A 26,068-nucleotide genomic window follows, 5' to 3' on the forward strand; every position below is an offset into this window, starting at 1 on the left:
TTGAGAATCAGGCTTTCCGGAGCAGACTTACCAGCGCCTTCTCAAGCAGCGGAGCTACCTTAATACCGTTGGAAGGATGCGAAATAGTGTCACAGGTGATAATTTTTGCAGCACCCGCCGCTATTGACTCTTCAAAAGAATTGTCACTGAAAATTGGGTGTATGCCCAGGCAAATGGGCGGTTGGAAGCCTTGGGTAATTAACTGCTGTGTGGCCATGATCATGGTTCTGGCGGTAGAGATAATGTCATCCACTAAAATGGGTTGGTGCTGTTCCCAGCCTTCAGCTGGCGGGACTTTTATTTCTACCTCACGGTCCCCTTTCCGGTGTTTTTCCAGCACTAAATAAGGCGCGCTGGCGGCCTGGGCCACTTGCCTTACCCATTGTTCGCTTTCACTGTCGGGCCCTACCAGCAGCGGGTTCTTTACGTTTTCTATCACCCACGCAGAAAGCAGCGGAGCGGCATGCAGCACCGTCACCGGCACAGAATAGATCTCCTCCATGCCTTTCACCCGGTGCAGGTGTGGGTCAATGGTTACGATTAAATCTACCACGCTGCTCAGTAACTTGGCAAACTGGCGGGAGGTAACGGCTTCCCCCGGATTGAATTGCTTGTCTTGCCGCATGTACGCCAGATAGGGCGCCACCAACCCAATCTTACGGGCACCTGCTTCCCGGGCCGTTTGGCAAAAGAAGAACAGCGGCAGAAACTTGTCATTGGGGTGATCAAGGGTCAGGACAATTAGCACGTTTTTGTTTTGTACCTCAGAAAGAAGACGCACGTAACTTTCGCCATCTGGAAAGGCTCTGATGGTGGCTTGGCCCACCGGAATCTGTAACTGTTCTGCGAGTTGCGCGGCCAGCGGTTCATTGCCCGGGAAACCAAAGATCAGCCAATCCATTTTGTTCTATGTCTAAGCAATAGTGATGATGTCTTTTTCATTGTTCACATACTCCAGGGCATAGGCCAGTTCTCCCTCAGATTCTGAGAAAATGGTAAATAGCAGGTCACCAGGCGCCACCGTTTTACCCAGGGGAGCGGCAAAAAGAACACCCGCCATGGTATCTTCCGGGGCGCCGGCCAGCTTGGCCACTTTTGACAAGCGCCGGTTATCAATCCGGATAATGGTGCCTGCCTGGGCGGCGGTTACCTCATGGCAAAAGGGAGCATAATTGGGCACCGTAAAGCCACCCTGCGCCAGGCAAATGGCTTTAAATTTTTGATAAGCCTCCCCAGATTCTAAAATAGCCTGCGCTACTTTGATACCATTGCCTGCAGGCTCCTTGCCAGCCAACTCCAGCAGACAACCGGCAAACACCAGTGCTTTTTCTTTTAAATCCTGGGGAGCCGCCGGGTCATTCTGGAGCACCGCTAACACATCCATGGCCTCCAGGGCTGGGCCAATTCCCCGGCCAACCGGCTGCGTGCCATCTGTCAGAAGGACCTCTAGTTTCAAACCTAAGGCCCTGGCTACCTGCTCCAGATGGGTTTTCAGCCTTTCGGCGTTTTTGTGGCTCCTGATCTTAGCGGTTTCGCCTACGGGTACATCTATCACCACATGGGTAGCCCCCACGGATACTTTTTTAGAGAGCACCGAGGCAATCAGTTGCCCTTCGCTGTCAATATCCAATGCCCTTTCCACCCTGATCAGGACATCATCTGCCGGGCTTAGCTTTACGGCCCCGCCCCAGGCAAAACAGCCGCCCTCTTTCTGCACCACCTGTTTTATCTCCTCTATGTCCAGGTTCACCCGGGTAAGGGTGCCCAGGGTATCGGCGGTGCCGGCCGGTGAGGTAATAGCCCGGGAGGAAGTTTTAGGGATAGGCAACCCATAAGCAGCCACAATGGCCACCACAATGGGGGTAGTGCGGTTGCCGGGCAATCCGCCAACGCTGTGTTTGTCTACCACTAAGGGAAAATCCCAGGTAATTTTCTCTCCTACCCCAATCATGGCCTGGGTCAGGCCCACTATCTCCTGCACGCTCATCTGCACCGCGCACCCCGTTATGAAAGCCGCAATGTCTACATTAGAATAATTGCCCTGCACCAGATCCTGCATAATGGCCCTGTAAGCAGCCGTAGGAAGCTGGTTGCCAAAGATCTTGGCGCGCACGTATTTCATAGACTCTACAGGAGACAAATGGGAAACCGCCAAAAGCGCCCCTTCGCTTACCTGCAACGTTTCGCGGGCCCCTTTTGAGAGACTGATTTCGCCGGGAGAAAGGATATCTGTTTCAATGACGTTGAGGCTGGCCACAATGGATTTTTGCTGGTCCCAGACCTTGATCCTGGTTAGCGCAGAAAACCCCTCTGACTTACAGACATGGCAGTCGGCGCGCATGTATACCACATGCTCCTGCTGCGTATCTATTCCCAGATCCTTGAATGCTAGTTCATACCCGTACATAAAACTGTTGGAGAGAAAAGGGTAAACAGAAACAGGATAGCCTTTCAATATTTTAACTGGTTTACCAATCACCTGCTTTCAGGAAAGGGCCCTCTGAAAGTATACGGTCTTGTTAAAATTCGGCCTTGCGGAGATTAAAAATTACGTAAGTTATCAGGAACCCTTTTTTGTAACCCTTGCACTTCTCCCCTTACCTTGCCGGTCAAAATTTATGTTTGCTTTTTGCTACCTTTAATATTACAAAACCTGTCTCTATGAAAAATATAATAGCGCTATTGTTAAGCTTTGCCGTAGTGGTGCCAACCCTGGCCCAGCAAACCCAGAAGCCCCCCTTGCATGGAAAGAACTGGATGGCCATAACGGGCAAGCCCCTGGCGGCTACGGCCGGCGCCATGACCTTCCAGAAAGGCGGTAACGCGGTAGACGCGGCCTGTGCCATGTTGGCAGCCACCTGTACCATGTGGGATGTGCTCAGCTGGGGGGGCGAAACCCAGGCCCTGATCTACAACCCCAAAACCAAAAAAGTCATTGCTATCAATGCCATGGGCGTTGCTCCTACGGGTGCCACACCCGAATTCTTTAAAAGCAAAGGCTATAACTTTCCGCCGGAATACGGTCCCCTAGCCGCTACCACCCCCGGTACGCCCGGCGGGCTACTCTATATGCTGGCCAACTACGGGACTTTAAGCCTGGAACAGGTGATTGCCCCTGCCATGGAAATGGCGGCCGGTTACCCCATAGAAGCCCAGACCGCCAACAGCATTGAGCGCGAAAAAGAACGCATTAAACAGTGGCCCTACAGCAAAAAGGTATTCCTGACCCATCCAGGCCAGAAAAGGGAAGCTCCGGAAGCCGGGGAAATCTTTGTGCAGAAAGACCTGTTGGCCACGCTCACCAAAATGGTGGAAGCCGAAAGAGCCGCCCTTAAAAAAGGCAAGAGCCGCAAGGAAGCCATCATGGCCGCCTATGACCGCTTCTACACCGGCGACATTGCCCAGGAATTTGTGCGCGGCTCCAAAGAGCAAGGCGGCCTGATCACCATGCAGGACTTGGCCAAATGGAAACCCATAGAGGAAGATCCTCTCATGGTGACCTACAAGGGAATAGACGTCTATAAGTTACAGCCCTGGACCCAGGGTCCGGTTATGCTGCAAGCCCTGAACATTCTGGAGAACTTTGATCTAAAAAAGATGGGCTACAACAGTACCCAATACATTCATACGGTGTACCAGGCGATGAACCTCTCCTTCGCGGACCGCGATTTTTATTACGGAGACCCTGCCTTTGCTCCGCAGGAGCCTATCAAAGGGCTTTTGAGCAAGGAATACGCCAAACAACGCGCCAGCCTCATTCAGCAAAACCAGAACAACCCCAAGATTGGCCCTGGCGACCCCTATCCTTTTGAAGGCCGCAAAAACCCCTACCTGAAACTGCTCAAAGAAAGAGGCTATGAAATGGACACCACCAAGCGGAATTTCGCGCCGTCGCATGACATCAGAAACGGTTCTTCAATGGTGGATTACCAAAACAGGCTCTTGCTGGGTACTACCACAGTAGAAGCCGCTGATAAAGATGGTTGGGTGGTTTCTATCACGCCAAGCGGCGGATGGCTGCCTGCCTGCATTGCCGGCAACACGGGGGTAGGTATGAGCCAACGCATGCAGAGCTTTGTGCTGGATGCTCAATTGAACCCGTTCAACGTGGTGGCGCCGGGTAAACGACCACGGGTTACCCTAACGCCCTCCATGGCCCTGAAAGACGGCCAGCCCTTCCTTTCCTTCGCGGTGCAGGGCGGCGACACCCAGGACCAGAACCTTCTGCAGTTCTTCCTGAACATGGCTGAATTTGGGATGACCGTGCAGCAGGCATCAGAGGCAGCCAACTTTAATACCAACCAACTGTGGCTTTCTTTGGGCGGCTCCAAAACTAATGACCGAAAACCCAAGCCAGGCCATATTCTGCTGCATGACAGCACCCCGGCGGCCGTGCGGGACCAATTGAAGAAAATGGGCTATACCCTTACCTTTGATGATCGCACCAGCGGTCCTATCAATGCCATCTATTTTGACCGCGCTCACGGCAGTTTCTGGGGCGGCTCCAGCAACCATGGCGAAGATTATGGCATTGGTTGGTAAGCTCCTTGGGCTATTGCGCCTAAATTGAAGTATAGAAAAAGAAAGCCCGGGCCGCATGCAAAACAGCGGCCCGGGCTTTCTTATTTTCTCTGCAGTCCTTTCGGAAACTTTTCCAGAGGGGTTAATGGCTTATTTCTTACCTTTTAAAATAGCACAATACAACACCGGGCTGAAAAACCGCAAGTTTTCAATAAGACACGCCATGTTATAAAACTTCTCCGGGGCAATCTCACTGTTCTCAGCCATGGCCACCAGGATATTCTCCAAGGCATCGGCGTAATTGGCGTCAAATTCTTCTTCAGTCATTATTCTTTGGTTTGCCTCTTTGGTCGGCAAAAACTTAACGCAAACATCAGGATTTTAATTTCATTTCTATCAGGTTGGGGCTTCTAATTGCCATTAACTTCTTGGCGTTTCCCTGAGGAAAAGGAGATGATAGCGTGCTGAATTTTTGCCCTGATGACCTTGGGCTAAAGAATTTGTTTGTGCCTTGAAGTAATGGCTTGTCTAAGGTTTCATGGACTAGGTTGTTCCATCTTCTCGCTCCGAGCGCTCACGGCCGCGGGGCCCCGCCTTCCGCCCTCGCGCTGTACCCTCTAGCCTGGCCCCGCAGGGCCTGCCGCATCCGCGGCACCGGGTCGAGTGCTAGGCGCTCAGACGAAAGGCTGGAAACGGGGAAGGCGCGGGAATTCATTTTCAGGTTGTTGGTGTTTTAAGGGTATTTTAAGAAAAACAGCCTCAAAACGCAGTTACCGCTAACAAAGCCCAGACTCCCCCCTTGAGGGGGGCGAAGGGGGGTGTTTACACAGGAGAGCACATTTGCTAGTAAAATTCCCAAACTAAAAAGATACCATAAAGGGGATTACAAATCCCCCTTTCAGAACTTCCGGATTGCAAATCCTGAAGAGCAATGTGAACACTGTGAGAATGATTCCGTAGGGGCGTATCGCATACCCCCAACGCATTGCCCTTTTCCTTCTCCCCCAATGAAGGGGTTGGGGGAGGACCTACTCGAGTAAATCAAATTCCTGTTTCCAGCCCATTTTTCGCAAAACAACCTCAAAACGCAATCCGCCGCCCAGGGAACCAGGAATTAACCGGGTTACGAAAGGCGGCAGATGGAAGTGCAAGTACAGAAGCAAGCCCTATTAATTCAGCATGTTTTCTACGTTAGGCAGAAAGCTGGGGAAGACCTCGTTTCTGAGGGGTTGGCCCTGCTCAAAGCCGGTGATGTTCTTGAGTGTAACCTGGGCAATGGTGTAGAGCGCTTCCTCGGTGAAGAAGGCCTGGTGACCCGTAATCAGGACGTTGTTGAAAGAGAGCAGGCGCATGAAGACATCGTCCTGGATGACACGGCCGGACAGGTCTTCGTAGAAAAGGTCTCCTTCGTCTTCGTACACGTCTATGCCCAGGCTTTTGATCTTGCCTGACTTGAGGCCTCTGGTGACCGCCTGGGTATTGATAATGGCGCCGCGGCTGGTATTGATGAGCATCACGCCATCTTTCATTTGGGCAATGGACTCTTCATTGATCAGGTGGAAGGTTTGCGGGGTAAGCGGACAGTGCAGGGAGATGATGTCAGATTGGGCGTACAACTCTTCCAGGGCCACAAACTCCACACCGGCGTCAGCGGCTTCGGGGCTGTTGTAGAGGTCATAGCCCAGCACGCGGCACCCAAACCCTTTTAAAATGCGGGCAGTTACCAGGCCAATATTCCCCAGGCCAATCAGCCCCACGGTTTTGCCGTGCAGGTCGAAGCCCATGAGGCCGGTGAGGGCGAAGTTTCCTTCGCGCACGCGGTTGTAGGCACGGTGTATTTTGCGATTCAGGGTTAAGATAAGGGCCAAAGTATGTTCGGCCACGGCATAAGGCGAATAGTCTGGTACGCGCACCACTTTTATGCCCACCTGGGCGGCGGCGGCCATGTCTACGTTGTTATACCCGGCGCAGCGCAGGGCCAATAGTTTTACGCCCGCCTCGGCTAAATGCCGCAGAATAGAAGCGCTTACTTTATCATTCACAAACACACAGACCGCCGTGGCGCCTTTGGCCAGAATAGCGGTGTTCTCGTTTAGGGGCACCTCTAGGAACCGAAGTTGGTGGCCTTGCACCTGATTGGCTTCGGTGAAGAACTGCTTGTCATATGGCTTGGTATTGTAGAAGGTTACTTTCATGGCGCAGTGGCTTTATAGTTCTGTTTAATATGGGCAAGTTGGGAAGAACCGCAGGCCCTTAAAATGACTTTTGCCAGCCAGAAAAGTGATGTACGTTCAGGTTTAGAAGTTTAGATAGATTCTCTTTTGTGCGGAAGCTGCCAGCAAGGAAAGCCATTTGGGGAGTCTTTTCCCGGCTGAATGCAGCAAAAAAAATCCCTGCCCCATGAAGAGCATTTTCATGGGGCAGGGATTTTGGGAGATTTCTTTATTTTATCCTTTGGTTTTAGGATCGCTGGCCCTTGGGAAGGTACGTTCTTCCTCAATTTTCCCATCCTTGGTATGGATAATCACCGAGCTTTTTTCCTGGTTTTTGGCCAGATCAATGGTTTTGCTCACTACCTCTTCTTTGGTGGAACCCGTGACAGATGCTCTTTGTCCGCCTTCCAGTTTCCCTTCCCAACCCTCTTCGGTTTTGTTCACATGATATATCTTTCTATCTGCCATAAGAATTGAAATTAATGGTGTCTGGTAATCTACTGGCCGCACCGCCTTAAAGTTTCAATTATGCACGGCAAGAAAGCAGACCAAAAAACTGACAAGAAATTAGTTACCAGAAAGAAAAGCCAAAGGTGAAATAGAAAATAGTAGAAGAGACCAACTATTGGCCCATATGGTTCTTAACCAAAGCCTTAATGAGGGGACTTTGGCTTTAGGAAGATTGTTTAAGCTGCTTAAGTTCTTCTTCGTGGAGCGCCCGCCATTCCCCGGGCTGCAACTGCCCCAAGGATAGGGTTACTATGCGCACCCGCACCAATTGCTCCACCGCATACCCTAGCTTATGACACATGCGCCTGATCTGGCGGTTTAGCCCCTGCGTGAGAATAATCCTGAATTGATTCTCCCCTGTTTGGGAAACCTGGGCAGGCCGGGTCTTCTGGCCCATAATCACCACTCCTTCTGCCAGGTGTTCAAGCGCCTCAGGGGTTAGGGGCTTATCTACGGTAATGATATATTCTTTTTCCTGGTGGTGTTCTGCGCTGGCAATGCGGTCATAGAGTTGGCCGTCATTGGTGAGCAGCATGAGCCCTTCAGATTCTTTGTCCAGCCGACCAACCGGGAAAAGACGCAAGTTAAAGGAAAGGGCCTGGGCAAGATTGTTTTGGATAAGTAGGTTGAGGGTGGACTCCACCCCGCGGGGCTTGTAATACGCCAGATAGGTAAAGGTCTGGGAAGGTTTAAGCACGTGGCCATCCAGGGTTACTTCATCTTCCGGCAGCAAAGGCTGACTCAACTGCCCTTTTTTTCCGTTCACTAACACCCGGCCCAGCAAAATGCATTGCACGGCCTCCTTGTTGGACATCCTTCCCTTCTGAACCACAAAATGCTGAAGCGAGGAAGAAAGGTTTTTCATGGGATCAGAAAAGATTGGCTTCCATATAACGGGTTGTCACCGCAAAAGTAACTGAACCTGTCCATAAACCCGAACCCGTTTTTACCGGACTACTTTTGCTTTCCTGTTTCGGACCTGTTATCCTGAAAACGGCTCCAAAACGCAACTCACTCACTCACTCACTCACTCACTCACTCACTCACTCACTCACTCACTCACTCACTCACTCACTCACTCACTCATTTTTAAAAAGTACCGGCTTGAAGGTGATCATCAGCCAGGCCCATTGGTTCAGGCCAGTGCTCTGTTTTCCTTTGATTGCCTCCAAGGTATTAGTCTCAAAAAGCTGCGAATACCCCAGTTTCACGTTGAAGTCTGAACCTACATTCTGGTTGAAGACGAGATCAATTTCCTCTCCCAAGCGGGGGCCTAATTTTCGGTTGGCCGGGCCCGGCTCATACACCCGCACCGGCGAGGTGAAATGGTGCAAATGCACCAGCATGGAGTTGGTGGCCCCGGTTTTGAAATTAGTCTTCAGATAATAGTCCACCAGACCGGTGTTGCGGCCCTCCTGCCCATGGTTATTGCCCACGTAGAAATAGTCCATGAAGCCGTAAAAAGCATGGTTGGTGCCGTACAAAGGCACAAAGCTTTTGTTTTTTGCCTCGCCCCTCCCGGTACCCGACAGGTAATCCACGCCCAGCGTAACCGGGGTCAACGGGGTAGTCACGGTCAGGTTGGCGGCTGCCAGAAAGGCCTGCACTATTTTACTGCCTACGTCCTTTCCTCCCTGGTAATAGAATTCGCTGCCCAGTTTTACCGGCCCTAGTTTGGTGTCGCCTACCACGCCATAAGTCTGCCTGTAAGCCACCGTGCTATCTGGTTTCTGCCGGCCATCATTAAACACCAGTAAAGACAGCTTGGCGGTGCTCCAGTCCTGGTGCAGCCATAAGTACTGCATGGTTTTGTAGTTGTCTCCGCCGGCATAATAGGTATCAAACAGTTTGGTGGGCTCTGACGGCACTACCTGGTTATAGCCTGCCCCGGCGTGCGCCGAAAACCCCGAACTATCAGAGAACATAACCCTGACGGCGTCGTGGCTTCGGCCCTGCTGGGCCCAGTCCAGGTTGCCCAGGAAACGGGCGTTATCATAGTCCAGCTCCTGCCGGCCCACGCGCACCGCCAACTGGGGTGTGAACAGATAATCGCCGTAGGCCTCATACACATTGAAAAGCGTAGGATCCGATTTATAAACCTGGCTGGTGCTGCCCCACACCCGCACATCCTGCAAAGACAGCTTCAACCGTATTTTCTCCTTCTGAAACTGGGTAATGAGCCGTGACCGCTGCTCCACAAAAAAAGCGGGGTTATCTTTTTCCCCTTTCAGGGTTTTGAACCCATTTCTAAACTCGGCCCGGGGCCTAATCTCCGCGGAAAGGGAAAACTGAGCAAACGCATTACAAGTGGTGACCGCCAATACGGCAGTCAACAGCAGGGCCTTAGTAAAAGAGATGGGTTTCATAAAAAGGAATTCTGGTTCTAGCTTTCAGTCCTAGCCTTGCCCCTGCGCGTTGGGTCTTCTCTTTTCTTTCCCTTGGTGCCAATTTTATGAAACAGACCCAATTCCCTAACCGGCTAAGGGTTGCCGGTGTTCTGCAGCTACAAAGCTTCTATAGGGGCTCAAGGTAGCGGGTTTCACCATTGCTTGGTGCATATAGTGAGGTTATTTTTCTTGAGGGAATATTGGTGTTTTGATAGGCTTTGAGGGGTAGCAGGGAAGTACTTAATCCTTAGATTGGAAGGAAGATAAACCGAAATTAGCTTTTGGCGTTTTGAGGCTATTTTGGGGAAAACGTGCCCAAAACGGATGGATCAGCAAGAGTATTCATCCCCCTACCCCCTTCAAAGGGGGACGAAAAAGAAGGCAGAAGAGGGCAATACATGCGGACAGGTTAAGCCCTGTCCCTACACCAAATGCTTTAGACATAGATGTTGTGCGTAGAGTTAGCGGCAGCGCTCTACGCACTGAACGGTGAGCCAATCTCCCGATTGGCGTTAGGGGAAAACGCTCTTCCGGATTTGCCATCCGGAAGTTCCGAAAGGGGGATTTGCAATCCCCGGTGGTTGCATCTTAAAGTAGTAAAGGAGAGGTTGGCAACGGCTTTTCTATGGCGCGGAAGTTACTTCCGTGACTTGGATGTGCATAGGTTTATCCTGCAGATGCGCTCTCCTGTGTAACCCCCCCCCTTCGCCCTCTCAAGGAGGGAGTTTGCGGTGAATAGGTGAAGTTGCGCTTTGGGCCTGTTTTCAAAAAACCAAGCCCAAAACTGGAATTGCAGCTTCTACTGCTTTTTCTTCTCCAACCACACAGACTCAATCTCCAGAGTGATAGGCCCAGAAACAGACGTCCCTTCCGTCAGGTAAATTTGAAGTTTATCCAGGTCCTGGAGAGAGAAGGTACCGGGCTTTTCAGACTTGAACCAGAAGGGGTGAAAGCCGGGGTACGGCCGGGGAAGCAGCATGAAAGCGCCCGGCCGCAAGGAGCTTAAGGGTACTTCTATGTTCTGGAAGGTATTGGCAACCTGTAATTGTGCCGTGAAAGCAGACGCGTTTTTGTTGACCAGGGCCACCGTTACCGGTACTGCTTTTGGTTGCGAGGTTCTTATCCGGACCACCAGTTTGTCAAAGGAGGCTAACTCAGGTTGCCGGCCTTTCAGTTTGTCCGCAATGGCGTGCTGGAACCCGAAGGTGCCTTCCTTGGGCAATTCTTTGGCCGTAAGCTGCAGGATAAGCTGGCCGGTTTTTTGGCCGGTAATGAGTTGGCGCTCGTCGCTTCGCCAGAGATTAGGGAAAACGTTGAGGGCCCGGTCATGGGTGGCGTTGAAGAGCTCCAGTTGGCCTTGCGCTGCGGCTACAAACACCTGGTAAGAGTCAGTGCGGTAATTGTCCCAGGCCCAGGGGTCTCCTTCATGGCCCCCCGGAAAAGTAATCTGCCGACCGGCCTCCTGCACCATGATCCGGTAGGTGACCAAGCCTGGAGTAAGCAAGTCCACTGGTAGTTGCGCGGTGAAGTCATAGGCGCCGGCTTTCTCCATGCCAATGGTTTTAAACACGCCCGCCAGGTTGTTGGCCTGCACAGTTACTTTCGCTCCCGGCGACACGCCCACGATTTGCGCCTTTAGAGTAAAAGCCTTGCCGGAAGAAACTTCCGTTATGGGTTGGTGGTCTACAAAAACAGATTTGTCAAACGGTTGCGGGGCCACAAATTCCTTTACCTGCAGGTTCAGGAAGGTACGGTCGCCGGTCCAGGTGCTTTTGACTTTTTTGGAAAGCAGATAGGCACCGGGTTGAATCTGGAAGCTACCTCCTTTGGCCGTGGCCTGGTGTTGGTTGCCCTCGTTTACGGCGGTAATAGTAAAGCTATTCCCCAATTCGGGGAGGTTGATTTGCATGTCCTGGATTTGCCACTGAATGCGGGTCACTTCTTTGCCCGGCGAGGCTTTGGCGAATGGGTCTCTGATGTGCACCGCATCTGGCATTACCTCCAGGCGCCACACGCCATTTTCCAGTTTGTCCAGGAAATAAGCCCCGGTTCCGCTGTAGCGCACCACCGGTGAAGTCCCAACGCCCGCCACATGAGCCAGTTTTTTGGCATTGACCGGCTTGGTGGAGGTAGTGTTGGAGTAATAGAATTCCTGAGCCGTGTTCATCTCACTTAAATTGCCGGCGTAACTCACCCTGAACGCGCCAAATACACTGTCGGCGGGGTAGGTCCCGAAGTTCTTGCGCAAAGGCAGCGCATGAAACGCCTTGGAGGCAATTAAAAGACTAATGGCTTTGTCCGGAGTATAGGCCAGGTTGAGGTAATGGGTCTGGTATTCGGTGTTGCCGTAGGCGGTCGCCAGAGGATCATAGGCAAACTGAGTTGCCCACTGCATGCCCGCCTGCCGGAAACTCTTCGCCATGGCGGGGTACATGTATGAGCCCAGCACATCGCCGGCGTCAAACTCATACACCATCAATGATTTGTTCTTGAACTCTGGAATGGTGTCAAAGGGAATTTGGTACCGGTCTACGTGCGGCAGGTAATTGCCCTGTAAAGTATGGTTGGCCACCAGCCCCGTGGGGTACCACTGAAAACTCACCCCGTCTATCTGAGCTTTGGCTACGGCATCTGCGTAGGTAGGCGACTCACTGATGTTGTAATACACCGGTTTAGTCCAGCCGGTAGCCCTGATGGCCGCCACCATGCGGTTCACATATTCCGTGGTGCGGGCCTTGGGACCGGAGTGCTGGGGTTCATTGTTGACTTCGGCGCCAATGATATTGGCATCTGCCCCGTAAGTTAGCTTAGTGTAGGGGTTAACGTGGTTCAGGAACTGCCTGAGGTAATTCTCCTGGGCCACGAAGGCCCTCTCTTCCACCAATGCGCGCTTTTTGCCGTACAGGTGCGAGAAACCGGGTGTGGCCTCATCTTTTTCGGGGTAGCCGTTGCCCCAGAACGCAATGGGCGTGAGCATGATTCTGATGTTGCGCTGCTTAAGTTTATAGACCAGGTAATCAAAAAGCCGCAGGTGCTCGTTCTCCAGCAAATTGCCCAGCGTATCTGATATCTCCGTGTCCCAGACGTGCACCCTAAACGCGTCTAACCCCAACCTGGCCAGGTGGTACACGTCCTGGTCAATAGCTTTCTCCGGGTCCATTCCCCGCGCCTTGACAGACCGGTATCCGTAGGCAAACGGCACAGTGTAGTTCACCCCGAAGAACGCCGCCTCCTGGTTGTTTTTCTTCCAACGCAAAACCCCTTTCCCGTCTATATACACCAGTTCTGTTTCCTTGGCCGGCTTGGTCTGGGCCACCAACACACCAGGGGCGCAGAAACTAAAAGCAAGGAGACAGATACAGGTGAAGAGCTTGGCGGCCTTTTTCATAGGTTGGAATTAATAGCGTTAGGTAACTGGTGACCTGCGCAAAAGTACACAGGAAAGCTTTCCCCATCCCCATGAATCCTTCAGACCCTGGTCAGTAGGCTTATATTGCTTCAAAGGAATCCTTCAAACGGGTATGCGTTATTTCAGGTCATACGTATAACATATCAAATATTATTTATGGTTTAAATTATTACATTAGAGTATCAGGTGTCCCTCATTGCTCCTGCATAAGGCCTTAATTTGTTCACCATGGAAAAACAATTTGACAACAAGGTGGCACTCATTACCGGAGCGAGCTTCGGCATTGGCAGGTCCACCGCTCTTTTATTCGCGAAACGCGGAGCCAAAGTAGCTCTGGTAGATTGGGTGGAGAACCAGGAAACCCTGGAGAGTATCAAAGCCATGGGTGGCGAGGCCCTCTTTCTCAAGTGTGATGTCTCTAAAGCCAGCGAGGTACAAACCATGGTGGAGAAAACGGTGAGCACCTTTGGCCGCATAGATTTCGCCTTTAACAACGCGGGTATTGAAGGCCTCGGGGTACCCACCCATGAAATAACTGAAGAAAACTGGGAGAAGGTGATCAACGTGAACCTGAAGGGGGTTTGGCTCTGCATGAAATATGAAATCCGGCAAATGCTGACCCAAGGCAAGGGAGCCATTGTCAACAATTCCTCTATTGCCGGGATTATTGGCTTTCAGGGATTAGCCGGTTATACCGCCTCCAAGCACGGGGTGATTGGCCTTACCAAAACCGCCGCCCTGGAATATGCCCGCCAGGGAATACGGGTCAATGCCGTGTGCCCGGGCGTGATCCAGACGCCCATGGTTGACCGGTTTATAAAAGACGACGCTACCCGGCAGGCGATGACCAATTCAGAGCCTATAGGCCGGTTTGGCGCCCCGGAAGAAATAGCCGAAGCCGCCATTTGGCTTTGTTCTGATGCCGCTTCCTTTACCACGGGCCATTCCCTTGTGGTTGATGGTGGCTGGGTGGCCCAGTAATAAAAGCAACACACTCAAAAGCTAAATGTATGGCTGTTGCTCCCAACTTAGAAGATTATGCTACTTTCTCCGCTGGCTTCAGTTGGGAAAAGGAACGGACCGGCCTTACGGGGTTACCCAACGGGCAGGGGCTTAACATAGGCTTTGAGGCCATTGACCGCCATGCCAACGGTCCGCTGCGCGACCAAACTGCCCTGCGTTGGGTCAAGAAAGACCACTCCACCATGGACTGCTCTTACCAGGATATGAAGGAGCTTACCAATCGTTTTGCCAATGTGTTAACCGCTCTGGGCCTGCAAAAGGGAGACCGGGTGTTTTCCTTCCTGGGCCGGGTGCCAGAGCTTTATGTCAGTGCCCTGGGTACCCTTAAGAAAGTAGCGGTCTTCTGCCCCTTGTTCAATGTGTTCGGCCCGGAACCCGTGTTCCAGCGCCTTAGCCGCGGCGATGCCCTGGTGCTGGTCACCACGCAGGACCAGTTTGAGAAGAAGATACGGCAATTGCTAGACCGCCTGCCGCAGTTACGCTACATCCTCCTCACAGACGCCGCAGCCCATGAGAACGACCAAGTCCGGTCCCTACCCCGCCTCATGGAAGAGGCCTCCCCTGAGTTCAACATTCCGCCTGCTGATGCTGAAGACCCCGCCCTGCTGCATTTTACCAGCGGCACCACTGGCCTGCCCAAAGGCGCCTTGCACGTGCACAAAGCCGTCTTGGTGCACTACGTGACAGGCAAATACGTGCTGGACTTCCACCCCGGTGACATCTACTGGTGCACGGCAGATCCCGGTTGGGTGACCGGTACCACTTATGGCATCATTGCGCCCCTGGTTAACGGAGTTACCAACATAGTAGACGAGAAAGAGTTTGATGCTACCCGTTGGTATTCCATTTTGCAGGACCAAAAGGTAAACATCTGGTACACTGCTCCCACTGGCATCCGGCGTTTGATGCGCATGAACATAAAGCCCCGTGAGGAATACCACCTGGAGCATCTGCGCCTCATGTTAAGCGTGGGAGAACCCCTGCACGCTGAGGCGGTGATCTGGGGCGAGAAGACCTTTGGCATGCCTTTCCTGGATAACTGGTGGCAGACCGAGACCGGAGGCATCATGATCGCTAATTACCGGTCTATGCCTGTAAGGCCTGGGTCCATGGGCAAACCCTTGCCTGGCGTAGAAGCAGCCGTAGCCCAAGTAACCGATGACAGTTTCCAGCTTCTTACCGAGCCCGGCAAAGACGGGCACCTAGTTCTGAAGCGGGGCTGGCCCTCTATGTTCCGCACCTACCTGCATGACGAGGAACGCTACCAGAAATGCTTCCGGGGAGACTGGTACCTGACCGGGGACTTGGCAAAAAAAGATGCAGACGGCTACTATTGGTTTATCGGCCGCGCCGATGATATCATCAAGACCTCCGGGCACATGGTGGGTCCGTTTGAGGTAGAAAGTGCCTTGATGGAGCATCCGGCGGTAGCCGAGGCAGCCGTGATAGGGAAACCAGACGCCCTTATTGGGGAACTGGTGAAAGCCTTTGTGGTGCTCAAGCCAGACTATACCCCAGATGACGCCCTTAAAATGGATATTACCGCCCATGCCCGCCGGAAACTAGGCCCCGCCGTGGCGCCCAAGGAAATAGCCTTCATAGACACGCTGCCCAAAACCCGAAGCGGTAAAATTTTGCGTCGGCTGCTTAAAGCCCGGGAACTGGGCCTTCCGGAAGGCGACCTCTCCACGCTGGAGCAATCTTAAGTTGTAAGGACTCAGACCATGGCACAAGACCCCACTTCCGCAACCGCCCCTTTTCTGCCGCCCAAAGAGCAGGCGCAGAAGCTGCTGTACCAGATGATTTTGATTCGAAGGTTTGAGGAAAAGGCCGCTGAGATGTATACCAAAACCAAGATCAGGGGTTTCCTGCATCTCTACATTGGCGAGGAAGCCGTAGCCGTAGGGGTGCTGCAGGCACTTACCCCTGAAGATAATGTGCTTTGCACCTACCGGGAGCATGGCCATGCCCTGGTGCGGGGCCTGGAACCCGGTGCCATTATGGCCGAAATGTACGGGAAGCAGGAAGGGTGCAGCAAAGGCAGAGGCGGCTCTATGCACCTGTTCAATGCGAAGGCAAAGTTCTACGGAGGAAACGCCATTGTGGCAGGCCACCTGGCCCTGGCAGTTGGGCTGGCGCTGGCCGATAAAAAAAGAAAACGCCCCCAAATCACCTGCTGCTTTTTTGGGGAAGGCGCCATGGCCGAAGGGGCTTTCCATGAGGCTATGAACCTGGCAGCCCTGTGGCAGGTGCCGGTGCTCTTTGTCTGCGAGAACAACCTGTACGCCATGGGCACCGCCCTGCGCTACACCCACGCCATGACAGAACTGGAGAAGAAAGGAGCTGCCTATGACATCACTTCCGCCGCGGTAGACGGCATGGATTTACCAGCCGTCATGCAGGCTGCCACTGCCGCCGCCCAAACCGTGCGCGAAACCGGCAAGCCTTTTTTCCTGGTCTGCAACACCTACCGCTTTAGGGCGCACTCTATGTTTGACGCCGAGCTTTACCGTGAAAAAAGCGAGGTTGACCAATGGAAACTGCGGGACCCTATCCAGGCTTATTCCAACCTGCTCCTGCAACAACAATTGGTTTCAGAACCAGAACTGGCAACCATGGAAACCCAGATTGACCAGGAAATTCAGGGAGCCGTTGACTTTGCCGAAGCCTGCAGTTGGGAACCCCTTGAAGAACTCACCAGATACACCTACAGTGAAAGAACCCCCTGACCCATGGAAACCCCGCTCCTCACTTACCGCGAATGCCTGAAGCAGTCTATAAGGGAAGCCTTGCTTTCTGACGATCGGGTGTTTCTGATGGGCGAAGACGTGGGGCATTACGGCGGAGCCTTTGCCGTGAGCAAGAACCTGCTGCAGGAATTTGGGCCGGAGCGTATCATGGATACCCCCTTGTCCGAAGGAGGATTTGTAGGAGCAGGCATTGGCGCCGCGTTAGGGGGCATGCGGCCCATAGTAGAGATCATGACCGTTAATTTCAGCTTGCTGGCCCTGGACCAGATTGCCAATAACGCAGCTACTCTGCTTCACATGAGTGGCGGCCAACTCAATGTGCCCTTGGTGATCAGGATGAGTACTGGTATTGGTCGCCAGCTGGCCGCCCAGCACTCGCACAGCTGGGAACCGCTGTTTGCCCATATCCCGGGCTTACGGGTACTGTCTGCCGGCACCCATGAAGACGCCCGCTACATGCTTGCACCGGCGTTACTAGACCCAGACCCCATCATCATCTTTGAATACACCTCCATGCTAAACCTGGAGAGAGAGCTACCCTCCAATTCGGGTCCAGTAGACATCACCAAGGCTAAAATAAGACACCCCGGAAACGACATCTCCATTATCACCTACGGCACAGGCGTGTACAAAGCCCTGGAGGCTGTTCCGCTATTAGCACAGGCGGGAATTGACGCCGAGGTGCTAGATTTAAGGATTCTACGCCCATTGGATGAGGAGACGATAGTGGCTTCCGTGGCCAAAACCCATAGAGCCCTGCTGGTGGAAGACGCCAGCAGATCGGTGAGCATTTCCTCTGAGGTAAGTACCCGAATCATGGAAAAGGCCTTTTATGAATTAGACGCACCCGTTCAGCGGCTATGCGGAGTAGAAGTTCCTATACCCTACCCCAAACACCTGGAAGACGCCGCCGTTCCGCAAACTGACCAGATTGTTTCTACCATAAAAAAAATGCTGCAACATGATTGAATACCGGATGCCCAGCCTGGGGGCTGATATGGAAAGTGGCTTTCTGCGTGAATGGCACGTGCGGCCCGGGGATAAGATCAAGAAAGGAGACATTATTGCGGAGGTAGAGACCCAGAAAGGAATCATAGAAATAGAAGTGTTTGATGAAGGTACAATTGGGGAATTGTTGGTTCAGGTTGATGAGAAAGTTCCAGTGGGTATGCTCATGGCCACCATTATGCCTCCGGGAGAAGAGAAAGCGGGTCCGGTTGCAGCGCCAGCACCAACAGCGGCAGCGGCAGAGAGCCCGGTAGCAGCTATGCCTGGCCCTCCGCCAGCGGTGGAGAAAGCCGCCCTACCGGAGAACCATATTCGGGCTTCTCCCCTGGCCAAAAGGATTGCCGAAGAAAAAGGAATAGACCTGGCCACCGTAAAGGGCACCGGCCCAGAGGGAGCTATCACCCGCGACGATGTGGAACACGCCCTGGCCGCCCAGGTGGCCCCACCGGTTTCACCATCTCAAAAGGAAGCAGCCTTGCCTACCCATCCATCAGAAGCACAGGCCGCGGCTCCCATTCCTCAGGCAGCAGTTCAACCCCTAGAGCAAATTACCATGCAACCCGGAGAAGTTGCTCCTAAACCGGCAGGTCCCGGATTTTCCCCGGAAACCATCCGGATGGCTGTGGCAGCCGCCATGAGCAAGTCTAACCGCGAAGTGCCGCATTACTACTTGGAGACGAAAATTGACATGAGCAAAGCGCTGGCCTGGCTCACGGAGGCCAACAAACAGCGCCCCGTCAAAGAGCGCCTTTTACCCGCGGTCCTTCTTTTGAAAGCGGTGGCCAAGGCGCTCAATGACGTGCCGGACCTGAATGCCTGGTGGGAAAACGGGCTGCAGCGCAAAAACAGCATCAATATTGGGTATGTGGTTTCGCTGCGTACGGGCGGCATTATTGTCCCGGCCATTCATGAGGCAGATTCTAAAACGGTAGACGAGCTGATGTTTGCCTTGAACGACTTAATTCCCAGGGCGCGGGCCTTACGCTTGCGCAGCTCTGAACTAGCTGACTCCACCATTACCGTTACCAGCCTGGGAGAAGGCGCCGTGGAAACCGTCTATGGCGTTATTTACCCGCCACAGGTGGCCTTGGTAGGCTTCGGGGGAATTACTCCCCAACCCTGGACCGAGAATGGCATGCTGGACGTACGCCCGGTTCTTACCGCCACCTTGGCCGCTGATCACCGGGCCTCTGACGGCAGCACCGGAAGCCGTTTTCTGACCGCCATCAAACAATACCTTCAAGAACCCGAGAAATTATGACAGAAGCAGAAATAAAACAGACCCTGGTCCTACGGCTTAAAACTATTGCCCCCGATACAGAACCTGGCCAACTTCAGCCAAATGACAATATCCGGCAAACGCTGGGCATCGATTCCTATGATTACCTGCAGTTCATAGTGGCCCTGGATGAGGAATTTGGTCTGCAGACGCCCGAGGAGGATTACGGGAAAATTCAGACTATGAAGGAGTTGGTGAGGTATATTCAGGGACACGCGAAGGCTAAGACATAAACTAAAGCTTTCAAATAGTCTTCACTTTGGTAAGGCAGCAACAGTCTGCCTATGACTTTTCTATAGTAACTCTTCCGTTTTAAGCCTGTTTTCCTAAAAATAGCCCCAAAATAGGACTTCATTCACACGCTTGTCACAGAGTAATTCTAAAAAAAGAGATCAAATTATTTACAAGGGGTGAAGCAGGGAAAATGTTAAAAGAGTAGCAGGTACTTCCAATAGTGCCTTTTTTGAGGCGGTGTAACATTTATAAGCCACCAACTGTCCGAAAACAAAAAAGCCTCTCCACGTAAAGTGAAGAGGCTTTTTTTACCGGTTTTGTGATCCCATTTGGATTCGAACCAAAGACCTACTGCTTAGAAGGCGTAAGGTCAACAGTAATTGTTATTTATTGATATTTATAATTAACTGCTTACTAAGCAATTAGTAAATTCTTCTTTATAAATACTTATGAATATTAGTCGTATTTTTGGATAAATGTTTGCAAATTGCTTGCAAATAAACCTGAGTTACTATGGCATCAGCAAGTGTATCTATTGTTCAAGACACTAGAAGGGCAAAGAAGGACGGAAAATTCCCGGTTAAAATCAGGGTCATATATAACCGGAAGGCAAAGGATTTTCCCACAAGACACAGCTTGACTGCCGATGATTTCGGGAAGGCCCTGAGTGCCAAGCCGGGCAAGAAGTTGGAAGAGACAGGAATTGAGCTTAACGCACTCAAGGGTAAGGCGCTGGGGATAATAGAAACTCTTTCTGTATTCTCCTTTGAGGCCTTCACCAAGAGATTCCGTGACAACCTAGCCAAGGACGATGTGTTTGACGCATTTGTCGCCAAGGTCAGCTTATTTATGGCGGAGGGTCAGGTAGGTACCGCCAAGAACTATGAGACAGCCCTCGTCTCCCTCCTCTCCTTTATGAAGCAAAAGCCTTCATCAAGCGGCAAGGGGATGAGCTTGGAGAAGATCAAGGCCGACAGGGCCGCTATCATCGCCGAAAGGAAACCTATGGCCTTCTCAGAGGTGACGCCCGATTTCCTCAGAAGGTATGATAAATGGATGGTTCAAAACGGAAAGTCCGCCACAACCGTGAGCATGTACCTTCGCACGCTCAGGACTCTCTTCAACGAGGCGATGGCCGAGGGGAATGTTCACCCAGACCTATATCCCTTCGGAAAGCGGAAATACCAGGTGCCGGCCAGCAGAAACATAAAGAAGGCCCTGTCCAAGCATGATTTGAAGAAGATCTTCGAATATCAGCCCAAGTCGGACAGCGAGGCGAGGGCTAGGGACTACTGGTGGTTCTCCTATCTGTGCAACGGCATCAACATGAAGGACATCGCCAGGCTCAAATACCGGCAGGTCGGAAAAGACTCCATCACCTTCGTAAGGGCAAAGACGGAGAGGACCACCCGGCATGACCAGAGAGCCATTACCGTGGAGATTGAGCCTGAGGTCGCTGAGATCATCCGGCGGTGGGGCAACAAGCCCTCTCTCCCCGACGCCTACGTGTTCCCGATCCTCACCGCAGGCATAACCCCGGAACGGGAGAAGGCGGCGGTCAACCAGGCAACCAAAACGACCAACAAGTACATGAAGCGGATCGCCGTGGAACTGGGTATAGAAGCGAACGTCACCACATACGCGGCCAGGCACTCCTTCTCCACGGGCATGATGAGAGCCGGTGCCCCTACGGGAATGATATCTGAACTCTTGGGCCACTCCTCTGAGAAGACGACGCAGAACTACCTGGCCGGCTTTGAGGACGACGAGAAGCGGCAGTTTAAGAGGCGCCTGATGGACTTCTAACCTATCAGCGCAACAAAATCCAAGGAAAACCCATAATAGGGTAATTATGGACGAGCAAGACGACTGGGAGGTAAATGACGATTACGATCCGCAGGACTGGGAGGACGAACCCATTCTAAATCATGACTATTATGTCAGGAAGTTCACCTCTTTGGTCTACCATCACCCGTTTTTCACCTATCACTCTGTACCCCCTGACAAGTACAGGTCCGTTCCTTCCTTCTCTGAGCAGAATCCCTTCTCGATACCTCTCTTTACAATGGAAAGCAAGGAGTGGGGCCAGACGGGGATATACCCGAGCGACTTCAACGAGAAATCGGTGCAGGGAGGGTTCTGTTTTTATATCCAAAGGCATGACCATGCGGAGATTGCCGAATTCCTGGATTACCAGTTTGCCTCATATGTGGAGAGAGCGGCCCCTAAAGAGGATGCGACTGCTTTCCTGGACTACCTTATTACTACCATAGAGACATTCGGGGAAGCCTCTAGGTATGACATGTGGCGCGACACAGACTTCCATAGCCTACGCGCCGTGGGTAGTTGGGTAAGGTCGCACAGAGGGTACATTGATGCATTCGAGCAAAGACTATGGGACTGGGTAAACCTAAACCGCGACTTCGGGGAAATGGCTAAAAAAGAAAATGCTAAGCGGAAAAAAGAAAAGACTGAGGAGAAGTATTTAGCCAATCCAGATATAAAGAAGGCAGATGAGGAGGATGCGGCCCTAGAGAGGATCTATGCCAAGAAACCAGAACAGGCGATCTTAGCCCTTTGTTTCTTGTATCTCCAAGATGCAGGGTATGTTCCTTTTTTTCAAAACCATGAAGGTGGAAAATTGAAGGCCATAGCGGAGGTGGTTAGCAGAAGCCACCTAAAGAGTGTCAAGTCATTTCAAAACCACTACAATTTCATTAATAATAATGAAAGAAGAATTACACTCTCAAATATACCAAACCTTAAAAAGGTGATGGCACTTCTAGTAGAGTTCCCCAAGGCTCAGAGACTAGTTGAGACTGAGATAAAGGCCGCTGATTTGGGTAGGGCCTAACGTCAGGCCTTACCTAGGGTAAGCTCCAGCTGTATTTTGGACATTTGTATATCATTAACAATTAACCCAAAATAGAGAGAATGGACAACCCATTTATTAAAATCGATGAGAGGCTCAGCGGCCTAGAGAAGATAGCGCTGGAGCTGTACAACATTTATCAGGCCAAGGCAAAAAATAGTGCCGAGTCTGATAAACCACTTAACGCCATGGAGGCCGCTGAGTTCCTCGGCATTCCCAAGAACACCTTATATGCGCTCACGAGCCGAAGGGAGATTACACACTGTAAGAGAGGGAAGCAACTTTTCTTTCAAAAGAAGGACTTGTTAGATTGGCTAGAGGCAGGGCGGCAGAGAACAGTTGCCGAAATTCAGTTGGATACAAGAAAGGGGGTGCGCCGTGCATAGTGCCTTCAACCTGCGGGAGTACCTTTCCGCCACCTCTTCCCAAGAGACCCTGGAGTTCCCGCTCCTGGCGTTCCCGGCCCCCATCAGGCGCATCATCGAGGCCACCAGGGACAGCCTGCTCTACCCGGTGGATTTCATGGGTTCCGCCATCCTGGTCGCTATCAGCGTCGCGGTCGGCAATGCCCTCAAGGTGCAGGTGAAGCGGGCCTGGCAGGAGGGCTGCACCCTCTTCATGGCGCTGGTGGGAAGGCCCGGCACCGCCAAGAGCCACCCGCTCTCCTTCGCGCTCGCCCCCTTCTTCAAACGGGACAGGGCGCTATACCAGGAATACCGGGAGGAGATGGAGGAATACAAGGCAGCGTTGGCCCTCCACAAGAAGATTAAGGACGGCAGCCCTCCCCCGGAGAAGCCGGTGATACGCAAGAGCCTGGTCCAGGACAGCACGCCGGAGGCCCTGCTGGAGATCCACCAGCGCAATCCCCGGGGCCTGGGCCTGTACATGGACGAGCTGATGGGCTTCCTCAACAACTTCAACCGCTACAGCCAGGGCAGCGAGCAGGAGACCTGGCTCACGGTCTGGAGCGGCAAGCCCCTGATCCAGGACCGCAAGTCCGGGGAGCCCCTCAACATCATGGACCCCAGCGTCTCCGTGGTGGGCACGATCCAGAACGGGCTTCTGGGGCAACTCGCCCAGGGGAACCGCAGCGTGAACGGCTTCATGGACCGCATCCTTTTCGCCTTCCCGCCTAACCTGGTGAAGGAATATTGGTCACAGACGGAGATCGACCCCATGGTGGCCGTGGACTGGGAGAGGTACATTGGTAACCTGTTCGACATTTCCTTGGAGGTTAGGGAGGACGGAAGCCTTGAGCCCAGGGTTGTCCAGTTCTCCCCCGGGGCGCGGGCCCTCCTCTCGGAGTGGCAGGTCCACAACACGGACCTTATCAACAATGCCCCCACCGAATCCCTAGGGGGCCTTTATGTCAAATTGGAGACTTACTGCATCCGGCTTAGCCTGGTCTTGCAGGCCGCCATGTGGGCCACAGGCGAGTGGGACCGAGACGCTGTCAGTGAGGAGGCAGTCCAGGGGTCCATAATGCTCACGGAGTATTACCGCCGCACTGGGACTATGGTCAACGATACCATCAACAGCTACAGTCCCCTGGAGAACTTGCGGGAGGACCGGCGCGCCTTCTATGAGTCCCTGCCGGTGGAGTTCTCCACCAAGGAAGCCAAGGCCATCGCATCGGGTCAGGGGATTGCCCACAGGACGCTCCATGAGATACTGAAGGACAAGACCCTGTTCATGCACCTAAGGCACGGTAAATATCAGAAACTCATCTAGCAACTGGCTGCACTTCCCGCACTTTATGCACTTCCCCTCCCGCTAGAGGTTATGAAGTGCGGATAGTGCGGATAGTGCGGCACAACTCAAGAAGAAGATGAGCGACTATGCATTTAACCTGCAGAGATACGGCGGGCCCAAGACCCGTTTCGACTGCCCAGGGTGCGGGAAGAGGCAATGCTTCACCCGCTACGTTGACAACGCCACCGGTGAGCCGGTAGGCCCTTCGGTGGGCAGGTGTAACCGGGAGACCAGTTGCGGCTACCACCTGAAGCCCGGGGAATACTTCAAGGCGCAGGGTATCCCTTATATACCCAATCCGAGGCCAATTCCTAAGAAGGAGAAGCCCAATCCAGCCTCCTATATCCGTCCCTCCCTGCTAGAGAGTAGCAGGAAGGCATTCCAGAGGAATAACTTAGCCGTCTTCCTTACCGGGCTGCTTGGGAAAGTGAAGGCGAGGGAACTGATCGATAGGTATTTGGTCGGTACCTCAAAATACTGGCCCGGGGCCACGGTGTTCTGGCAGGTGGACAGCGAAAACAACATCCGGACCGGCAAGATCATGCTCTACGACCCAGTGACAGGTAGGCGCGTAAAGGAGCCGGTGAGCAGAATCCACTGGGCGCACCGCTTCTCAAACGACCCCCACTTCTGCCTCAGCCAGTGCCTCTTCGGGGAGCACCTGCTCAGGCTGGAGCCAGAAAAGCCGGTGGCCATCGTGGAGAGCGAGAAGACGGCCATCATCGCCAGCGCCTTCTACCCGCAGTATCTCTGGCTGGCCTGCGGGGGTATTTCCCAGCTCAGCCTAGATAGGTGCCTGCCCCTGAGGGGAAGGGATGTAACACTCATCCCTGATGTCGATGCCCTCCAGGCCTGGCAGGACAGGGCAAGGAGACTGGAGGATGGGCTGCTCCAAAGGATAAAGGTGACAGAAGTATTGAAAGGAATGGCTTCGGAGGGGGAAATGGAGGCGGGCTGGGACATAGCGGATTTCCTGGTGGAAGGAAGGATTGGAATGATTGAATCCGCAAGTATGTCAGAACCAAGGAATGCAACGCCAAGTTCCTGAACCGCAAGCAGAATAGCACCTGGAAGCCCACTTTCATAGGCTTGTATGACTGCCAAACCCCCATCCATGTAGGAAATGAAATAGAAACAGTTTAAAATCTTTTTAAAGACATGAATATTGATCAATTGATTGAGGCACTGAAGAATGACCACAACCGAAACCACCCTGTGATGCGTGGGTTGAGGGAGGAAATAGTAAAATACGAGTACTTTCAGTTCGTAATGGAGACGTGCCTGGATTTGGCCAGGAATGACCTAGACACCCTCAGTGAGAGAATCCACGTGATTAAGATAATGGAGGGGGATGTCTATCCCTCGTCAAAATATTTTTCTGAGTTCCTGGAATCCATACAAAAGGCCGACAACCTTCGCGTACTCATCGAAAGTTTGGAGGAGGCAAAAGTAAAAGGATCCTTTAGCGTATGACCAAGTAAGGATAGGGCCAACAGAATGGGCTTTCCTCTTGCTGCTTACCTCAAGGACTGGCAATCATTAGATGAACTTCGAAGTAATATCTTAGTTTAGGAGACAGCACGGCCTCCTCAATTTCCTGTCGGCAAGAGAGCTGATTTCTTCTAGTATTTATATTTGGTTCCCGAGGAAATGGAGTTTAGGGTGCATGTTGACAAGTTTCGAAAAAAAGCCGGGTTTGAATTCGATTTCCTACGCGACCACAGTTAAGTTCAGAAACGCCTGTTTTGCAATACATTACAGGCGTTTTTTTTTAATACGTACATATATCCTCACCCACTGTAATGCATCCCTTAAAAAGACCTGTTTTAGTATGTATAATTTTCTGCGGATCGGCAACTTGTATTCAGTAGGTGGGAGTATGGTCTCTCGATTGGAACGCTTTGGGTAAGACCGGGTGGGTCCGTTTTCACAGACTGCCCTTTTAGATGGGCGGCAGGCAAGTCAGGGGAATAGAGGCTGCCTGAGGGGTTTTGGAACCTCCCCTTTTCCTCAGGCAAAGGTTGTGTGCCTGGGCAGTCATAGGATGGCAGGCGAGGTTCGGTTTGGGCTGGGCCGCATTATCTGCACTTTCCGCCCTGAAGGCGCGTCT

At 52.5% G+C, this 26,068-nt stretch carries 21 protein-coding genes; 13 read left to right on the forward strand and 8 right to left on the reverse strand.

Annotated features, from left to right (window positions below; translation table 11 throughout):
- Nucleotides 1-7: 7 nt before the first annotated feature.
- Together TH63_RS09260 and TH63_RS09265 are read right to left on the reverse strand one after the other, a co-directional pair.
- Nucleotides 8-901 carry a ribose-phosphate pyrophosphokinase gene (locus TH63_RS09260; protein ID WP_048920698.1) on the reverse strand — a complete coding sequence of 298 codons (894 nt, stop codon included), beginning with the start codon at nt 899-901 and terminating at the stop codon, nt 8-10.
- A gap of 12 nt (nt 902-913) precedes the next feature.
- A complete protein-coding gene (locus TH63_RS09265) occupies nt 914-2,407 on the reverse strand; it encodes a thymidine phosphorylase family protein (protein WP_048920699.1) in 1,494 nt (497 codons plus the stop codon).
- 254 nt (nt 2,408-2,661) lie between these two features.
- Between TH63_RS09265 and TH63_RS09270 the strand changes: the two genes are divergently transcribed.
- Complete coding sequence (locus TH63_RS09270) at nt 2,662-4,542, forward strand: gamma-glutamyltransferase family protein (protein ID WP_048920700.1); 1,881 nt, start codon at nt 2,662-2,664, stop codon at nt 4,540-4,542.
- A gap of 129 nt (nt 4,543-4,671) precedes the next feature.
- Here TH63_RS09270 and TH63_RS20530 read toward each other — a convergent pair whose 3' ends face one another.
- From TH63_RS20530 to TH63_RS09295, 6 genes are all read right to left on the reverse strand, one after another.
- Entirely contained in the window at nt 4,672-4,848 is a 177-nt protein-coding gene (locus tag TH63_RS20530) for a hypothetical protein (protein ID WP_197088664.1), read from the reverse strand.
- A gap of 842 nt (nt 4,849-5,690) precedes the next feature.
- Complete coding sequence (locus TH63_RS09275; protein ID WP_048920701.1) at nt 5,691-6,716, reverse strand: 2-hydroxyacid dehydrogenase; 1,026 nt, start codon at nt 6,714-6,716, stop codon at nt 5,691-5,693.
- A 252-nt stretch (nt 6,717-6,968) separates the two neighbouring features.
- Nucleotides 6,969-7,202 (reverse strand): DUF2188 domain-containing protein, encoded by a 234-nt coding sequence (locus TH63_RS09280; protein ID WP_048920702.1) that lies wholly within the window; start codon nt 7,200-7,202, stop codon nt 6,969-6,971.
- A gap of 205 nt (nt 7,203-7,407) precedes the next feature.
- Nucleotides 7,408-8,109 (reverse strand): pseudouridine synthase, encoded by a 702-nt coding sequence (locus tag TH63_RS09285; protein ID WP_048920703.1) that lies wholly within the window; start codon nt 8,107-8,109, stop codon nt 7,408-7,410.
- Between the two features lie 214 nt (nt 8,110-8,323).
- Nucleotides 8,324-9,610, reverse strand: a complete 1,287-nt coding sequence (locus TH63_RS09290) for an alginate export family protein (protein WP_076606452.1) — start codon at nt 9,608-9,610, stop codon at nt 8,324-8,326.
- Between the two features lie 820 nt (nt 9,611-10,430).
- Entirely contained in the window at nt 10,431-13,019 is a 2,589-nt protein-coding gene (locus TH63_RS09295; RefSeq protein WP_048920704.1) for a glycoside hydrolase family protein, read from the reverse strand.
- Nucleotides 13,020-13,268: 249 nt separating this feature from the next.
- Between TH63_RS09295 and TH63_RS09300 the strand changes: the two genes are divergently transcribed.
- The 12 genes from TH63_RS09300 to TH63_RS09355 all read left to right on the forward strand — a co-directional run bounded on the left by TH63_RS09300 (nt 13,269) and on the right by TH63_RS09355 (nt 25,431).
- The gene (locus TH63_RS09300) at nt 13,269-14,021 is read left to right on the forward strand and encodes an SDR family oxidoreductase (RefSeq protein WP_048922716.1); all 753 of its coding nucleotides are present in this window, start codon (nt 13,269-13,271) and stop codon (nt 14,019-14,021) included.
- Nucleotides 14,021-15,769, forward strand: coding sequence for an acetate--CoA ligase (gene acsA, locus TH63_RS09305; RefSeq protein WP_262506193.1), 1,749 nt, complete (start codon nt 14,021-14,023; stop codon nt 15,767-15,769). The genes TH63_RS09300 and acsA overlap by 1 nt, the downstream gene beginning before the upstream one ends.
- 18 nt (nt 15,770-15,787) lie before the next feature.
- Nucleotides 15,788-16,792 carry a pyruvate dehydrogenase (acetyl-transferring) E1 component subunit alpha gene (gene pdhA, locus TH63_RS09310; protein WP_048920706.1) on the forward strand — a complete coding sequence of 335 codons (1,005 nt, stop codon included), beginning with the start codon at nt 15,788-15,790 and terminating at the stop codon, nt 16,790-16,792.
- Between the two features lie 3 nt (nt 16,793-16,795).
- Nucleotides 16,796-17,782, forward strand: a complete 987-nt coding sequence (locus tag TH63_RS09315) for an alpha-ketoacid dehydrogenase subunit beta (protein ID WP_048920707.1) — start codon at nt 16,796-16,798, stop codon at nt 17,780-17,782.
- The gene (locus TH63_RS09320) at nt 17,775-19,082 is read left to right on the forward strand and encodes a dihydrolipoamide acetyltransferase family protein (protein ID WP_048920708.1); all 1,308 of its coding nucleotides are present in this window, start codon (nt 17,775-17,777) and stop codon (nt 19,080-19,082) included. Before TH63_RS09315 ends, TH63_RS09320 begins: the two co-directional genes overlap by 8 nt.
- Complete coding sequence (locus tag TH63_RS09325) at nt 19,079-19,333, forward strand: acyl carrier protein (RefSeq protein WP_048920709.1); 255 nt, start codon at nt 19,079-19,081, stop codon at nt 19,331-19,333. Before TH63_RS09320 ends, TH63_RS09325 begins: the two co-directional genes overlap by 4 nt.
- 514 nt (nt 19,334-19,847) lie before the next feature.
- On the forward strand, nt 19,848-21,140 hold the full coding sequence (locus TH63_RS19810) for a site-specific integrase (protein ID WP_053093771.1): 1,293 nt from the start codon (nt 19,848-19,850) through the stop codon (nt 21,138-21,140).
- Between the two features lie 46 nt (nt 21,141-21,186).
- Complete coding sequence (locus tag TH63_RS09335; protein ID WP_048920710.1) at nt 21,187-22,188, forward strand: hypothetical protein; 1,002 nt, start codon at nt 21,187-21,189, stop codon at nt 22,186-22,188.
- Nucleotides 22,189-22,268: 80 nt separating this feature from the next.
- Nucleotides 22,269-22,592: a helix-turn-helix domain-containing protein gene (locus TH63_RS09340; RefSeq protein WP_048920711.1), complete on the forward strand. Its 324-nt coding sequence runs from the start codon at nt 22,269-22,271 to the stop codon at nt 22,590-22,592.
- A complete protein-coding gene (locus TH63_RS09345; protein ID WP_048920712.1) occupies nt 22,585-23,937 on the forward strand; it encodes a DUF3987 domain-containing protein in 1,353 nt (450 codons plus the stop codon). The genes TH63_RS09340 and TH63_RS09345 overlap by 8 nt, the downstream gene beginning before the upstream one ends.
- Before the next feature lie 97 nt (nt 23,938-24,034).
- The gene (locus TH63_RS09350) at nt 24,035-25,006 is read left to right on the forward strand and encodes a DUF6371 domain-containing protein (RefSeq protein ID WP_156180499.1); all 972 of its coding nucleotides are present in this window, start codon (nt 24,035-24,037) and stop codon (nt 25,004-25,006) included.
- 110 nt (nt 25,007-25,116) lie between these two features.
- A complete protein-coding gene (locus TH63_RS09355) occupies nt 25,117-25,431 on the forward strand; it encodes a hypothetical protein (protein WP_048920714.1) in 315 nt (104 codons plus the stop codon).
- Nucleotides 25,432-26,068: the final 637 nt, after the last annotated feature.

The sequence above is a fragment of the Rufibacter radiotolerans genome (assembly GCF_001078055.1).
Classification (GTDB): Bacteria; Bacteroidota; Bacteroidia; order Cytophagales; family Hymenobacteraceae; genus Nibribacter; species Nibribacter radiotolerans.